This window comes from Rhodopseudomonas sp. AAP120 (genome assembly GCF_001295845.1).
Classification (GTDB): Bacteria; Pseudomonadota; Alphaproteobacteria; order Rhizobiales; family Xanthobacteraceae; genus Rhodopseudomonas.
Genome location: NZ_LJIC01000215.1, coordinates 19,253 through 34,219 on the forward strand (window position 1 = coordinate 19,253; position 14,967 = coordinate 34,219).

General features: G+C 67.7%; 13 protein-coding genes. 8 read left to right on the forward strand and 5 right to left on the reverse strand.

What is annotated here, in order from left to right; translation table 11 throughout:
* Positions 1–197 precede the first annotated feature (197 nt).
* Positions 198–1,457: a glycosyltransferase family 4 protein gene (locus IP86_RS27230; RefSeq protein ID WP_245290751.1), complete on the forward strand. Its 1,260-nt coding sequence runs from the start codon at positions 198–200 to the stop codon at positions 1,455–1,457.
* Positions 1,447–2,967, forward strand: a complete 1,521-nt coding sequence (locus tag IP86_RS27235) for a glucosamine inositolphosphorylceramide transferase family protein (RefSeq protein WP_054165584.1) — start codon at positions 1,447–1,449, stop codon at positions 2,965–2,967. The genes IP86_RS27230 and IP86_RS27235 overlap by 11 nt, the downstream gene beginning before the upstream one ends.
* Before the next feature lie 11 nt (positions 2,968–2,978).
* Here IP86_RS27235 and IP86_RS27240 read toward each other — a convergent pair whose 3' ends face one another.
* On the reverse strand, positions 2,979–3,338 hold the full coding sequence (locus tag IP86_RS27240; protein ID WP_054165585.1) for a hypothetical protein: 360 nt from the start codon (positions 3,336–3,338) through the stop codon (positions 2,979–2,981).
* A 255-nt stretch (positions 3,339–3,593) separates the two neighbouring features.
* Between IP86_RS27240 and IP86_RS27245 the strand changes: the two genes are divergently transcribed.
* A complete protein-coding gene (locus tag IP86_RS27245) occupies positions 3,594–4,946 on the forward strand; it encodes a lipopolysaccharide biosynthesis protein (RefSeq protein WP_054165586.1) in 1,353 nt (450 codons plus the stop codon).
* Between the two features lie 232 nt (positions 4,947–5,178).
* Here IP86_RS27245 and metA read toward each other — a convergent pair whose 3' ends face one another.
* The gene (gene metA, locus IP86_RS27250; protein WP_054165587.1) at positions 5,179–6,171 is read right to left on the reverse strand and encodes a homoserine O-succinyltransferase MetA; all 993 of its coding nucleotides are present in this window, start codon (positions 6,169–6,171) and stop codon (positions 5,179–5,181) included.
* Positions 6,172–6,183: 12 nt separating this feature from the next.
* On the reverse strand, positions 6,184–7,488 hold the full coding sequence (locus IP86_RS27255) for an O-acetylhomoserine aminocarboxypropyltransferase/cysteine synthase family protein (RefSeq protein ID WP_054165588.1): 1,305 nt from the start codon (positions 7,486–7,488) through the stop codon (positions 6,184–6,186).
* 273 nt (positions 7,489–7,761) lie between these two features.
* Between IP86_RS27255 and IP86_RS27260 the strand changes: the two genes are divergently transcribed.
* Both IP86_RS27260 and IP86_RS27265 read left to right on the forward strand, forming a co-directional pair.
* Positions 7,762–9,579: a long-chain-acyl-CoA synthetase gene (locus tag IP86_RS27260; protein WP_054165589.1), complete on the forward strand. Its 1,818-nt coding sequence runs from the start codon at positions 7,762–7,764 to the stop codon at positions 9,577–9,579.
* 44 nt (positions 9,580–9,623) lie between these two features.
* On the forward strand, positions 9,624–10,502 hold the full coding sequence (locus IP86_RS27265) for a branched-chain amino acid aminotransferase (RefSeq protein ID WP_054165590.1): 879 nt from the start codon (positions 9,624–9,626) through the stop codon (positions 10,500–10,502).
* A 34-nt stretch (positions 10,503–10,536) separates the two neighbouring features.
* On the opposite strand, the gene IP86_RS27270 is transcribed toward IP86_RS27265, so the two are convergent.
* Positions 10,537–11,412: a GNAT family N-acetyltransferase gene (locus tag IP86_RS27270; RefSeq protein WP_054165591.1), complete on the reverse strand. Its 876-nt coding sequence runs from the start codon at positions 11,410–11,412 to the stop codon at positions 10,537–10,539.
* Between the two features lie 105 nt (positions 11,413–11,517).
* Here IP86_RS27270 and IP86_RS27275 point away from each other — a divergent pair, with 105 nt between their 5' ends.
* The 3 genes from IP86_RS27275 to IP86_RS27285 are packed head-to-tail and all read left to right on the forward strand — an operon-like array spanning position 11,518 to position 13,856.
* Positions 11,518–11,763 carry a phosphopantetheine-binding protein gene (locus IP86_RS27275; RefSeq protein WP_054165592.1) on the forward strand — a complete coding sequence of 82 codons (246 nt, stop codon included), beginning with the start codon at positions 11,518–11,520 and terminating at the stop codon, positions 11,761–11,763.
* A complete protein-coding gene (locus IP86_RS27280) occupies positions 11,750–13,132 on the forward strand; it encodes a class I adenylate-forming enzyme family protein (protein WP_054165593.1) in 1,383 nt (460 codons plus the stop codon). The genes IP86_RS27275 and IP86_RS27280 overlap by 14 nt, the downstream gene beginning before the upstream one ends.
* On the forward strand, positions 13,125–13,856 hold the full coding sequence (locus IP86_RS27285; protein WP_054165594.1) for an SDR family NAD(P)-dependent oxidoreductase: 732 nt from the start codon (positions 13,125–13,127) through the stop codon (positions 13,854–13,856). The genes IP86_RS27280 and IP86_RS27285 overlap by 8 nt, the downstream gene beginning before the upstream one ends.
* Before the next feature lie 166 nt (positions 13,857–14,022).
* On the opposite strand, the gene IP86_RS27290 is transcribed toward IP86_RS27285, so the two are convergent.
* The gene (locus tag IP86_RS27290) at positions 14,023–14,958 is read right to left on the reverse strand and encodes an amino acid--[acyl-carrier-protein] ligase (RefSeq protein WP_054165595.1); all 936 of its coding nucleotides are present in this window, start codon (positions 14,956–14,958) and stop codon (positions 14,023–14,025) included.
* Positions 14,959–14,967 lie beyond the last annotated feature (9 nt).

Sequence of the window (14,967 nt, forward strand, 5' to 3'; positions counted from 1 at the left end):
TTGCATTGACGATCGGTTAATACCGATCGCAGCCGGCGTCGCCGCGCGACGTTTCGCGCAGAGATCCTTCAGATTAACCGCATACAAGGATACTCGCCCGGACATTGGACATTTCCTGTAAACCGCAAACACGAATCGTAACCCTCCATTAACCTTCATCCGGCGCGCTCCCGGCAGCCGGTCCCTTGGACGAAGTCTTGCTGACGCCATCGCCGATGACCCGCGACCAGGACCGCCAAGCCCGCAACGGCCTCGATCTCGCGCGTCGCGAGTCCGCTGAGCGACAGGCGCCGGGCGAAGCGGCCAGCGCGACCTCGCCCGAGCCACGGGCTCGTGTGCTGCTGGTCCAGACCCAGGCGGAGAACGCCGGCGCGCAGGAGATCTCGCGGCTGGTCGGCGCCGGCCTCGCGGCGCGTGGCTACGACGTCCACAACCTGTTCTTCTTCCGGCAATCGCGATCGTTCGACGAGCCGCCACAGACCGTGTACTGCGCGCCGCGGCGCCCCGGCGATCCGCTGTCGTTCCTGCGCTTTCTCGGCGCGCTGCATCGGCGCATCCGGCGGATGCGGCCGGACGTGATTCTGACCTTTCAGCACTACGGCAATGCGATCGGCGGGGTGGTGGCGCGGCTCGCCGGGCCTGCACCGGTGATCGCCAATCAGGTGTCGGCGCGGCTGACGATGCCCGCCTGGCTGCGCGGCATCGACCGCGTGCTGGGCCAGTTCGGCGTGTTCGCACGGATCACAGTCAATTCGCACGACATGCTGCGCGACTACTCGCGCTATCCTGGCGGTTACCGGCAGCGCCTGACGCATGTGCCGCACGGCTTCGACCAGAAGCGCCCGACGCTGTCGAAGGCCGAGGCCCGCCGTCATTTCGGATTGGCGCCGGATGCGATCGTGCTCGGCTCGGTGGCGCGGCTGCATCCGCTGAAGCAGCTCGATGCGGCGCTGCGCGTGCTGCCCGCGCATCCGGGCTGGACGCTGGCGCTGGCGGGCCAGGGCCCCGACGAGACGCGGCTGCGCGATCTCGCCGCGCAGCTCGGCGTCGCCGAGCGCGTCCGCTTCGTCGGCGAGATCTCGCCCGAGCAGGTGGCGAACTTCCTCGCCTGCCTCGACGTCTTCGTATTTCCCTCGATGGCCGAAACCTTCGGTCTGGCTGCGGTCGAGGCCGCCCATGCGGGCGTGCCGGTGGTGGCGAACGATCTGCCGGTGCTGCGCGAGGTGCTGGCGTATCAGGGCGAGCCGGCCGCCATCCTGGTCGACGCTGCCGACACGCCGGCGCTCGGCGCCGCGATCGCCCGCGTGCTGGGCGATGGCGCGCTCGCCACGCAGCTACGCCGCGCCGCGGAGGGGTTGAAGACGCGCTACTCGGTCGACGCGATGGTCGACGAATATGTCCGCCTCATCGAGCAGACGATCCGGCCAGCCGCGGAAGGACCACGCCGTGCTGGTTGAACTCCGTTTCGACGATCGCCGGCCGCGGCGCTGGATGCGACATCTGGCGTCGCTGCTCGGCGATGCAGGCATGCGGCTGCAGATCGCCTGGGTGCGCACCGACGCGGCCCGGCCGGCCGGCGTCGAAGCGCTGCTCGACCTCGAACGCCTGCTGCTGCGCCGGGGCCGCCCGTGCGGCGCCGACGCCGATCCCGCCTACGCGCACGACAATCGTCCGGCGCAGCACACCCCCGACATCGTCGTCGACTTCACCGCCATGCCGCGCGATCCGGCACGAACGCCGCGCCTGTACTTGCGGCCGCTGTTTGACGGCCTCGCCGGCGAAGACGCGGCGCTCGCCGCGATCGTCGGCGGTGATCTGCCGCTGATCGAGATCCACGACGACACCAGCGGCGCGATCTTGTGGTCGGGCAAGCCGTCCGGCGAAGCGGCCGAAGGCCTCGGCGGGGCGCTCGCGGCGGTGATGGCGCGAACCGCGACGCTGCTGCGCGGCGCGCTGGAGTCCGGCGGGCCGAGCGCTGCGCCGCAGCCCTGCCCGACACCGCGCACCGTCCGCTCGCCCGCGGCGTTCGTGCTGCGCGGCCTGGCCTCCAGCTTGGCGCGCCGCATCTATCGGCTGTGCTGCTACTCGCCGCATTGGCGCATCGGGTGGCGCTACACGGATGACGCCGGCATCTGGACGTCGGGCGATTTGTCCGGACCTGCGTGGCGCGCGGTGCCGAGCCCGGCCAACCGCTTCTACGCCGATCCGTTTCCGGTCACCTGGAAGGGCCGCACCTTCGTGTTCGTCGAGGAGCTCGACCACCACGTCGGCAAGGGCTTCATCTCTGCGATCGAATTCGGTGACGACGGCCCGGTCGGCGCGGCGATCCCGGTGCTCGAGGAGCCCTGGCATCTGTCCTATCCGTTCCTGATGGTGCACCAGGACGAACTCTGGATGATCCCGGAGAGCAGCGCGCGGCACGAGGTCACGATTTATCGCTGCGTTCAGTTCCCACACCGCTGGGAACGCCACGCGACGCTGCTGTCGGGCGTCGAATTCGCCGACGCGACGATCGTGCAGCACGACGGCCGGCACTACATGTTCGGGGCGACGCGCGACGGTGCCGGCGGCTATTCCGACACGCTGTCGATCTATCACGCCGACGACCTGTTCGGGCCGTGGCGTCCGCACGCGCAGCGCCCCGCTTTGGTCGACCGCGCCAGCGCCCGCCCGGCCGGCCATTTCGTTCATCGCAACGGCCGGCTGTGGCGTCCGGTGCAGGACTGCACCCACGGCTATGGCAGCGCGCTCGGCCTCGCCGAGATCACCGAGCTGTCGCCGACGCGGTTCGGCCAGACCGTGCATCACACCGTGACGCCCGGACCACGCTGGCCCGGCCGCAAGCTGCACACGCTCAATCGCTGCGGACGACTGGAACTGATCGACGGCACCACCATCCAGCCGAAGATCGAAGCGCTGCGGCTATCGATGAGGCCCGGCGAAATAGCGGCCGCGCCGAGCCGTTGAGGCCGGGCGCGTCAGCGGCGCGGCAGCAAGCGTACCAGCAGCCAGCCCGCGACCAGCCCGAACGAGCCTCCGGCGAACTTCACCGCCGCATCGAACACCCGGCCGTGACGCGATGGCGTCAGCACCTGCAGCACTTCGAACAACGCCGCCGCGCCGAGCACGACGACCGCGGCCAGCACGATGTAGCGCGGATAGGCCATCGCGAACAAACCGCCCACGAGCGCGAAGGCGAGGAAGCGTTCGATCGACGGCGGCCAGCCGGTGGTCGGCCGAAGCCCCAGCGGACTGAGCGTCGCCATCGCGATGAACGCCAGACACAGCCATGCCGCGATGCGCAGCAGCGCCTCGTATCTCGCCGGAAGCCGCTCCATCGACGCCTCGTCCGATCATCTTCTCTATGGTTAACAACGCAGCGCTGGCAGACATTTCCAGACACGGATACCGCGAGTCTTTACCCTACACGCAATTATCATTTTGCATGCCAGCGAAGTGACTCCAATTAGAGTAAGTTGCCACACGATGCCAGCGCGCCGATGTCACATCGCTGTGCCGGCAGGTCGCGGACAAGGCGCGGCTCATCTGTCGTTTCGTCCGTTCTGCAGTTCCGCTCCGGTCAGGCTCAGTCAGTGAAGTTCACCCTACCGATCGATAGATTTGCCGGCCTCCGCAGCAACGTCGCCGTCCGCACCATGACGGGCGCGTTCGCGTTGCGCGTGGCGATCACGATCGCGAATCTGGCGCTGGTGACGCTCGCCGCGCGGATGCTGAGCCGCCACGATTTCGGCACCTATTCGATGCTGTTCAGCGCCGCCGGCCTGCTCAGCGTGATCGCGACCTTCGGCCAGCAGATCTTCATCACCCGATCCTGGAGCGAGTTCAGCGCCGCGAACGACGCGGCGACGCTGAAAGGCGCCATGACCTTCACGGCGCTCGCCTCGCTGATCGGCGTCGTGCTGATCGGCCTGCCGTTCTTCTACTGGTTCGCAGCCGAACACGACGCCACGCTGGCGATCGCCGCGACGCTGTATCTGGTGTGCTACTCGCTGCTGCTGACATCCTCGCATTTCGCGCGCGGCGCGATCGGCGTCTGGGTCGGCGACGGGCTGACCTACCTGCCGGTGGCGTTGTGCCCGATGCTCTATATCGTGGGCAGCTATGTGCTCGGCGCACCGATCGAAATGTATCGCATTTTCTTGAGCATGGCGGCGATGTCGAGCGTCACCATGCTGGTGCAGATGGCGCTGCTGCGCCGCCGCGTGCGCGCGCAGTTCCCGGAGATCGGAACATCCCCGTCGCGCTTCGATCTGCGCACCTGGACGGCACGCTCGACCAAGCTGTGGATCTCCGGCGGCCTGGAAGCCGCCAACCAATATGCGGACGTCGTCATCATCGGCTATTTGATGAGCCCGACCGTCGCCGGCGCCTATTTCGTCACGACGCGGATCGCCAACGCCTTCGCGATGGCGACCGGCGCGGTCTACATCTTCTCGACCCGGCACTTCCCGAACCTGTACTACAATCGCCAGTATCGCCAGCTCGACAGCCTGCTCGACTCCGTCGCGCTGATCACGCTGGCGATCGTGGTCGGCGGACTGATGGTCGTGCTCGGCGGCGGCCACTGGATCCTGCTGGCCTTCAATGCCGACTATGTGCCGTATTACGGCGCGCTGGCGCTGCTGACGATCGGCACCGCGGCGGTCGCGGCCGCCGGCCCGTCGGGCTCGATCCTGATGCTGACCGGACACGAGGGCAGCTATCTGGCGATCGTCGGCGGCACCGTGCTGATGCGCGCCGTCGGCTTCTTCATCCTGATCCCGATGTTCGGCATCACCGGCGCGGTGGCGGCCACCACCGTCTCGTTCGTCACCCTTGCTCTGCTGCTGCGCGGCGCCGCCAAGAGCATGGCCGGCATCGACGGCTCGGTGCTGCGCCTGGTGACGCGCCTGCGCCGCGGCCGCATCCCGCTGCAGGCGGAGTGATCGGCGGCATATCAAAGGGGCGCGACGGCCCTCTGAAATTCCGAAGCTGAAATTAGCTCCGTCATGCCCGGCCTTGTGCCGGGCATCCACGCCTTGCTGACGGACACGCGGAAAAGGCGTGGATGGCCGGGACAAGCCCGGCCATGACGGGGTGAGTGAGGAGCTCGGCTTCGGAATCAATCGTTCTTCGAGCGCGGAGCGTCGACGCGTTTTGCTGCCTCGTAGCCTAGCTCTAGTCCTGCGCGAGGCTCGTCAGCCAGTTGCGGAACAGCGTGGCGGCGGTGGCTTCGATTGCGGCGGCGACGCCGGACCGCATCGTGAGCGGCGGCAGCTTGGCGATCAGCGCGGGATCGCGGCGGCTCTCGGCCTCCGCGCGCAGCGCCAGCAGAGCCTGCTCGGTGGCCGCGTCGAAATAATCGACCGGAATGTCCGGATAATCGTCGCGCTCGCCGGTCAGATAGCGGCCGATATCGCGTAGATACTCCCGTTGCAGCGATGCCGGGTCGTATTCCGGGTGGCCCTGGAAGAACACGAAGCGGCTGCGTTGCTGGCGGATGAAAATGTCGACGCCGGCGCCGTCGGCATGTGTCAGCACTGTGTAGCCGGCAGCCATCAGCTTGTTCGCTGGCAGATCGTTGAGCCGCGAATGCGGCACGCGCGCTTGCGCCGGCAGACCGGCCAGCAGCGTATCCTCATCCTGCTGCGCGCAATCATACACGCCCGAGCATTTGCGCGGCAGCCGCTGCCGTTCGACGCCGTCGAGATGTAGCACCGCGGCATGCGCGGCGAGGCACGACCAGATCGTCGAACGCGTATGCGCCTCGGCCCAATCGACCAGCGCCCGCATCTCGTCCCAATACGGCTCGTCCGACAGCGCCGCGGCGCGCGGCTCGGCGCCGGTGACGATCAGGCCGTCGAGTTGCAGCGAGCCGATGGCAGCAATGTCGGTGTAGAGGCTGGCGATGCGCTGCCGGGTCGCGCGCGCGCGCGGCACCGAGGGCAGCGCGAAACAATGCAGCCGCACCGCGTGGCCGTCCGCGCCGTCGCGCAGCAAGCGCGTGAACTGCCGCTCGGTGGCTCGCAGCGCCGCATCGCTCATGTTGTTGACGAGGCCGATTTCGATCACCCGCCGGCGCGAGCCGGGTCGCGCGGCGGGTTCGGCCGCATTCGTCGGCACCAGCGGCGCGTCGTGCTGCGAAAGGGCCTTGTCGAACAGCAGCGTCATCACGCCGTGTCTCTACTCGGCGGCGAGCAGACGGGGCCGCTGACCGCTCGCCCGCGCCAGCGCCTGATCGAGATCCTCGATGATGTCGGAGATATGCTCGATGCCGATCGACAGCCGGATCGTCTCCGGCAGCACGCCGGCGACGCGCTGCTGCTCCGCCGACATCTGGCGATGCGTGGTCGAGGCCGGATGGCACGCCAGCGACTTGGCGTCGCCGATATTGACCAGGCGGGTGATCAGCTTCAGCGCATCGTAAAACGCCTTGCCGGCTTCCATGCCGCCCTTGATGCCGAAGGTGAACAGCGACGAGGCGCGGCCGTCGAGATATTTCTGCACCAGCGGATAATACGGGCTGTCCGGGAAACCCGTGTAGTTCACCCAGGCGACGCGCGGATCGTCCTTGAGGAATTCGGCGACCTTGCGGGCGTTCTCGACATGCCGCTCCATCCGCAGCGCCACGGTCTCGATTCCCTGCAGCAGCAGGAAGGCGTTGAACGGCGACAGCACCGAACCCATCGTGCGCTGATAGATCGACCGCGCGCGCTCGATATAGGCGGTGGGCCCGAACCGCTCCGCATAGACCATGCCGTGATAGGAGTGATCCGGCTGATTGAACGCCGGGAAGCGCCGCGGCTGCGCGCCCCAGTCGAAGCGGCCGCTGTCGACGATGATGCCGCCGAGCGTGGTGCCGTGGCCGCCGAGGAACTTGGTCAGCGAGTGCACCACGATATCGGCGCCGTAGTCGATCGGCTTCAGCAGGATCGGCGTCGCCACCGTGTTGTCGACGATCAGCGGCACGCCGGCGCGATGCGCCACGTCGGCGATCGCCTCGATATCGCAGACATTGCCGGCCGGATTGCCGATGGTCTCGCAGAACACCGCGCGGGTATCGTCATCGATCAGCCGCGCGATATCGTCGGGCTTGTCGCTGTCGGCGAAGCGGCCGGTGATGCCCTGCCGCGGCAGGATGTGAGAGAGAAGCGTGTGGGTCGTGCCGTACAGTTGCGGCACCGAGACGATGTTGCCGCCATGGTCGGCGACGTTGACGAAGGAGAAGTGCAGCGCCGCCTGCCCGGTCGCCACCGCCAGCGCGCCGACGCCGCCTTCGAGATCAGCGACTCGCTTCTCCAGAACGGCGCTGGTCGGGTTGGCGATCCGCGAATAGCGATAGCCCTCGGTCTCGAGATTGAACAACGCCGCGCCGTGATCGGCGCTGTCGAATGCGTAGGAGGCGGTCTGATAGATCGGCACCGTGACGGCCTTCGTGGTCGGATCGGGATCGTAGCCGGCGTGGATGGCAATCGTCTCGTTGCGCATGGGCTCACCTCCGCAGGTCCGCACGAGCTGCACTTCGGGCAGCTTCCGGCACGCCGATAGCTAAGGCCGCGAAGGTGAATGCGACAACAAGTTTCGAAAACTTCGCTGTACTAACCCTAATGGCCGGTGATGAATTCCCTCAAATTTGAATCAATTTGTCCAAGATGGCTTCGTTTACCTTACGGGTGCTTTGTCGACAGAGCCGCAAGCATTTGCCAACACCATTCGCGTAAGTTGCGCCGATATTCTCGTCAGATTGTCGGGTTCGCGTTCATGGACTTGCAACCAACCGCCGTCGCGACCGCCGCTCCTGCATCGCCGCAGGCGCGCCCGCCGGCGCGGCCTTCGGTCGCGAAGAGCTGGCTGAAGGCGATCGAACTGACGGCGCGGATCGAACAGACGCCGGGCCGCCTGCTTGCGGACGTGATCGCCGATCACGCCGCCGCGACGCCACATCGCCCGGCGATCGTTTCGTCGCAGGAAGCGCTCAGCTACGCCGACCTGTCCGCCCGGATCGCGCACTATGCGCGGTGGGCGATGGCGATCGGTCTGGCGAAGGGCGACACCGTCGCGCTGCTGATGCCCAATCGCCCGGACTATCTGGCCGCCTGGCTCGGCATCACCAGGGTCGGCGGCGTGGTGGCGCTGATCAACACCCAGCTTGTCGGCGCCTCGCTGGCGCATTGCATCGACACCGCGCAATCGACGCATATCATCGTCGCCCGCGATCTCGCCGACGCCTTCGACGGCGCGCGGCCGCACCTGACTACGTCGCCGCGGCTGTGGCGTCACGGCGGGGCTCAGACCGACGAGTCGATCGAACCGGCGCTCGCGGCCGCCCGGCCCGCGGCACGCACGCCGGACGACGTGACGATCGACGATCTGGCGCTGCTGATCTACACCTCCGGCACCACCGGCCTGCCGAAGGCGGCACGCGTCACGCATCGGCGGGTAATGAGCTGGGCCGGCTGGTTCGCCGGACTGATCGACGCGGTCCCCGACGACCGGATGTATAATTGCCTGCCGATGTATCACAGCGTCGGCGGCGTGGTGGCGCCCTGCAGCCTGCTGATGGCGGGGGGCGCCGTGGTGATCGCCGAGAAATTTTCCGCGAGCCGGTTCTGGGACGAGATCGTCCGCTGGGACTGCACGCTGTTCCAATATATCGGCGAATTGTGCCGCTATCTGCTGCAGGCGCCAGCCTCGCCGCGCGACACCCAGCACCGGCTGCGGCTGGTCTGCGGCAACGGATTGCGCGGCGACGTCTGGGACGCGTTTCAGGCGCGCTTCGCGATCCCCCGCATCCTCGAATTCTACGCCGCCACCGAAGGCAATTTCTCGCTGTACAATGTCGAGGGCGAGCGAGGCGCGATCGGCCGCATTCCGTCGTTCCTGGCGCATCGCTTCCCGGCCGCGATCGTCAAATTCGACATCGCCACCGGCACGCCGCTGCGCGACGCCGACGGCCGCTGCATCCGCTGCGCGCCCGGCGATGCCGGCGAAGCGATCGGGCGGATCGGCGAAGCCGATGATCGCGGCGGCCGGTTCGAGGGCTACACCAGCGCGGCCGAGAGCGACAAGAAAGTGCTGCGCGACGTGTTCGCGCCCGGCGACGCCTGGTTCCGCACCGGCGATCTGATGCTGCAGGACGCCAAAGGCTTCTTTCGCTTCGTCGATCGCATCGGCGACACCTTCCGCTGGAAGGGCGAGAACGTCGCGGCCAGCGAAGTCGCCGACGCGATCGCCGCCTGCCCGGGCGTGATCGACGGCAGCGTCTACGGCGTCGCCGTCCCGCACGCCGACGGCCGCGCCGGCATGGCGGCGCTGGTCGTCGCCGATGATTTCGACTTAGCAGGCCTGCATCGGCATCTCGCCGACCGGCTGCCGGCGTTCGCGCGCCCGGTCTTCCTGCGGCTGCGCCGCACGCTGGAGATCACCGGCACCTTCAAGCAGAAGAAGCAGGAGCTGATCGACCAGGGCTTCGATCCCGCTGTCGTCGACGATCCGCTGTATGTCGCGGCCGCGGGCGCCTACGCGCCGCTCGACCCCGATCACTACGCCCGCATCCAGGCGGGCGACCTCCGCCTCTGACAGCGCCGCATCGGCGCATTCCGCAGTTCAACGAGAGACCGACCATGATCCCCGCAGCCGCACCGATCAGCTTCTCCAGGACATGGACGTTCTTCGAGGGCGACTGGCACGAGGGCAATGTGCCGATCATGGGGCCGCGCACCCACGCGGCCTGGCTCGGCTCCATGGTGTTCGACGGCGCGCGGGCGTTCGAAGGCGTCACGCCGGATCTCGACAAGCATATCGCGCGCGTCAACTGGTCGGCGACGAACTTCAAGCTCAAGCCGATGATCGACGCGGCGACCTGGCACGGGCTGGTGCGGGACGGGCTGAAGCGCTTCGACACCGACGCCGAACTGTACATCCGCCCGATGTATTGGGCGCAGAACGGCTCGGGCGGCGGCGTGCTGTTCGATCCGGAGACGACCAACTGGTGCCTGTGCATCTACGAAGCACCGATGCCGAAGCCGACCGGCCTGTCGATCACGCTGTCGCCGTTCCGCAAGCCGAGCGCCGATTGCGCGGTGGTCGATGCCAAGGCCGGGTGCCTCTATCCGAACAATTCGCGCGCGATGATCGAAGCGCAGAGCCGCGGCTTCGCCAACTGCCTGATGCGCGACATGCTCGGCAACATCGCCGAGCTCGGCAACTCCAACATCTTCATGGTGAAAGATGGCGTGGTGCAGACGCCGGCGCCGAACGGCACGTTCCTGAATGGCGTGACGCGGCAACGCGTGATCGCGCTGCTGCGCGGCGACGGCGTCGAGGTGGTCGAGGCGACGCTGCGCTACGAGGATTTCGTCGCCGCCGACGAGATCTTCGCCAGCGGCAACTTCGCCAAGGTGCAGCCGATCGTCCGCATCGACGACCGCGCCCTGCAGCCCGGCCCGATCTTCAGCCGCGCCCGCACCCTGTATTGGGATTTCGCGCACAGCCGCGGCTGACGCGGCGAGGCCCGCAAGCGAACGTGTAACGGGCCTACGGCCCGTACAGCACCAGTTCGGTTTCGGTGAGATCGGCGAGCCGCGGCGGGTTTGGCCCCTTGAAGTATTTGCAGCCGCGCGACGCCAGATAGACGCCCCGGAGGCCGGCGACCGGCCCATTGGCATCGACGATCAGCATCGCAGCGCCGCGCCGGATCAGCGCGCGGCCGAGCGCTCCGGCGCAGCGGACGAGGTCCGCCACGTCGCGGCAATACACCAGTTGCATCGCCGGCGTCGGATAGCGGCCGTGCTTGATCCGCTTCGGCACCAGGATGAACGGGATCGCTTCGCCGCCGACGCGGCACACCAGCGACAGGCAGCCATACGCCGCATGGCTGCGCAGCAGGTCGGCTTCGCTGTCCGGCAGATCCACAATGTCGCGCGTGGCCGCGGTGACGCGCTCCACCCGCATGCCGGGCTCGGCGCGCGACAGCAGCGGCAGCGCCACGAACATGCCCTGGCAGTAGCGTCGGAACCCCTGCGCCTCGATGATCGGCCAGGTGTTCACCGCCGGCGAGATGTTGATGTAGGTGACGGCCTTGTTCTTCTGCGCCAGCGACGTCAGCATCGTCGCGTAGTTGCGGAACTGCGGCTCGACGTACCAGCTCGACACGTTGCAGCGCAGGCCGGCCGCATCGGAACCGCCGCGCTGCGCATAGAGCAGCAGCAGTACGCCGACCGGCTCGCCGCCGGCTTCCAGCAGATATCCGTAGCGCGGACAATCGACCGGGATATCCCGCTCGGCCTGGCGCCGCAGCCCGCGCCGCCAGTAATCGGGCGTGCGGCCGACGAAGCCGCGGGTCAGCAGATCGGCGACCGCCTCGATATCCGCATCGGTGATCTCGCGGCAACGTACTTTGCGAGCATCCATCGTCGTTTACCAATCGACCCGATTTGCGAACTACGCGCATAGATTCGCTTCATCTTTGCGCACTATGGTGTTGTCTCACGGATCGAGCAGGAAGGCGAAAGATCGATGTCTGTACGGTTAACAATCGTGACGATGATGCAGGAGATCGCCGCCGAGCAGAACCGCAAGCTGCCGCCGCTCACCGACGACCTCGTACTACACCAATCCGGCTTCGACTCGCTGTGCTTCGCCATCCTGGTGGCGCGGCTCGAAGACACGCTCGGCGTCGATCCGTTCACCGCCGCCGACGACGCGATCTTTCCGGTGACGCTCGGCGATTTCATCAAGGCGTATGAGAATGTCCCCGCGTGAGATCACCGCGCTGCGCAACTATCTGGCGACCGGCCTGAGCGGCCGCACTCTCTCCGACACCACCGACACGGTCGCGATCTCCGACATCGCCGCGGGCACGATCCTGGGCGGCCGGCTGCCGGACCTCGCCGGCCGGTCGGTCGTGCTGTCGCTGGCGACGCAGCTCGCGAGCGGCATCGCGATGATCGAGCTCGACGGCGTCGCGCGGCGGATGCTGCTGTGCCCGCCGGATTTCGACATGGCGCACGCCGCGTCGCTGATCGCCGACGCAGAGATCGACGCGGTCGTCACTGACGATCCGGAGCGCTGGGCGAACCGCGGCGTCGCGCTGATCGTGCCCGCCGCGCTGCCGGTGCGGCCGGCGCGGGCCGTCGAGCTGTCGCACACCACGCAGTGGCTGATGCTGACCTCCGGCACCACCGGCGCGCCGAAGATCGTCGCGCACACGCTGGCGGCGCTCACCGGCGCCATCGTCACCGACGGCGCTGCGCTGCGCGCGCCGCAGACCTGGGCGACCTTCTACGACATCCGCCGCTATGGCGGGCTGCAGATCTTCCTGCGCGCCATGCTGGGCGGCGGCTCGATGGTGCTGTCTGCGCCGGGCGAGATGATGATCGATCATCTGGCTCGTCTCGCCGCCCGCGGCGTCACCCACATCTCCGGAACGCCGTCGCATTGGCGCAAGGCGCTGATGAGCGCGGCAGTCGCGAACTTCCGGCCCGACTATGTGCGGCTGTCCGGCGAGATCGCCGACCAGGCCGTGCTCGACAGCCTGCGGCGCGTGTTTCCCGACGCCTCGATCGGCCATGCCTACGCGTCGACCGAGGCCGGCGTCGGCTTCGCCGTCACCGACGGCCGCGAGGGCTTTCCGGCATCGCTGATCGGCCCCAATCCGGGCGGCGTCGAAATGAAGGTGGTGGACGGCTCGCTGCGGATCCGCTCCGCCCGCACGGCGCATACTTACGTCGGCGCCAGCGCGCCTTCGCTCGCCGATGCCGATGGCTTCATCGACACCGGCGACATGGTCGAGCTGCGCGACGACCGCTATTACTTCGTCGGCCGCCGCGACGGCATCATCAATGTCGGCGGCCTCAAGGTGCATCCCGAGGAAGTCGAGGCCGTGATCAACCGGCATCCCGCCGTGCGCATGGTGCGGATCCGCGCGCGGCGCAGCCCGATCACCGGCGCGCTGGTGGTGGCCGACGTGCTGCTGGCGAACGTCTCCGACTCCGGCCGCACCGGCGAGATCCGCGAGGCGATCCTCGCCGAATGCAAGCGCGCGCTGCCGCCCCACAAGGTGCCGGCGGTGATCAACTTCGTGCCTCAGCTCGACGTCACCGCCTCCGGCAAGCTGGCCCGCCATGCGTAACGTCGTGGTGACCGGCGGCAGCCGGGGCATCGGGCTGGCGATCGCGCAGCGCCTCGCTGCCGGCGGCTATGGCGTCATCGCCGTGGCGCGACGCGAAACCGATGAGTTGAAGGCAGCGATCGAGACAGCCGCCGCGGGTCCGGGCTCGATCGCGTTCAAGCCGTTCGATCTCGGCGAGATCGAGGCCATTCCCGGCTTCGTCAAGGACCTTCGCCGCGCGTTCGGCTCGATCTGGGGCCTCGTCAACAACGCCGGCATCGGCACCGAAGGCGTGCTCGCGACGATGCACAACAGCCAGATCGAAACGCTGCTGCGCATCAACGTGACGTCGCCGATCACGCTGACCAAGTACATCGTCCGCAACATGATGGCGGACGGCGGCGGCCGCATCATCAACATGTCGTCGATCATCGGCTCGACCGGCTACAACGGCCTGTCGGTCTACGGCGCCACCAAGGCGGCGGCGATCGGCTTCACCCGGTCGCTTGCGCGCGAAGTCGGCCGGCTGAACATCACCGTCAATGCGATCGCACCGGGCTTCATCGATACCGAGCTGACCTCGGGCCTCGCCGGCGAAGGCCGCGACAAGATCGCGAACCGCAGCGCGCTCCGCCGCCTCGCCGAAGCCGACGACGTCGCACGTATGGTGGAGTACCTGCTCGGCGAAGGCGGCCGCAATATCACCGGCAGCGTCCAGACCATCGACGCCGGCAATACGGCTTAACCTGCTGATGCACTGAAGCGCCCCGATCGCAGCGCGCCCCCTCTCCCGCTTGCGGGAGAGGGCTGGGGTGAGGGTGCCCCAGGCAGTGAGTTCGAGAATCGTGGAGAGGAGTGCCCTCACCCGGATCGCTACGCGATCCGACCTCTCCCGCAAGCGGGAGAGGTGACTAATCCAGCGCCAGCACCTCGCGCACGCTCGCCGGCCATGCGCTCGTATCGATGCCATGCGTTGCGAACAGCGCCACCGCGAGGCGGTCCATGCCGAAGGCGACGCAGCCGGTGTGCGCCGGCTTTCCGTCGGCGTCGTCGATGCCCCAGGTCACGCCGAAATGTTCGCGGTGATAGTTGAAGCTCATGCAGGCGGTCGGCGATTCCTCCGAGCGCAGCGGCACCAGCAGTTCGAACTTCAGCGCCTGCTGCTGCTGGCTGATCGCCTTCATCTGGCCGACGCGGCCGAAGAACGGATCAGAGGCGGTGTCGACCCAGAAGTTCAGGCCGAGATCGCGCGCGATCGCCTGCGCCTTCTCCATCCAGCGCTCACGGAACGCCGCGACATCCTGCGGCCCGCCGATGCAGACATATTCGCGCATCCTGAACGACTGCAGCCGGTCGAGATGCTTCGACGGCTCGCGGCGGAAGCAATCGGCCGCGACGTCGAAGCGCAGGCCGCCCGTCGGCAGCGGACCGCGGCTCGCCGCAATCGGATACACCGGATAGCAGGCGGCCGGCGACAGCACGAGGTCGGCCGGCGACAGCGACGTCGTCCAGTCGCCGCCGGCATCGAAGCGGCTCACCGCCGAGTTGATCTCCTGCTCGGTGCCGTGCAGGCCGCAGACGCAGCCGAGCAGGTTCGGGAAGCTCTTCAGATAGCCCGACTTCTCGAGCTGTGCGCGGCTCATCACCGGCGGAAAGCGCATCACCTCGGTGCCGGCCTCGCGATGCCGAGAGATCAGTGCCGCGAGCTTCTCGACCACGCCTTCATACAGCGCGGTGCGCGCATAGACGCCATCGGCGCCGAGCTTGTGAAACAGATGCGCGGCGAGATGATCGAGCGGATCGACCGGCTGTGCAGCGGCCTCGGATGGGCGGAACGCGACGTTCATGCGAAGGGC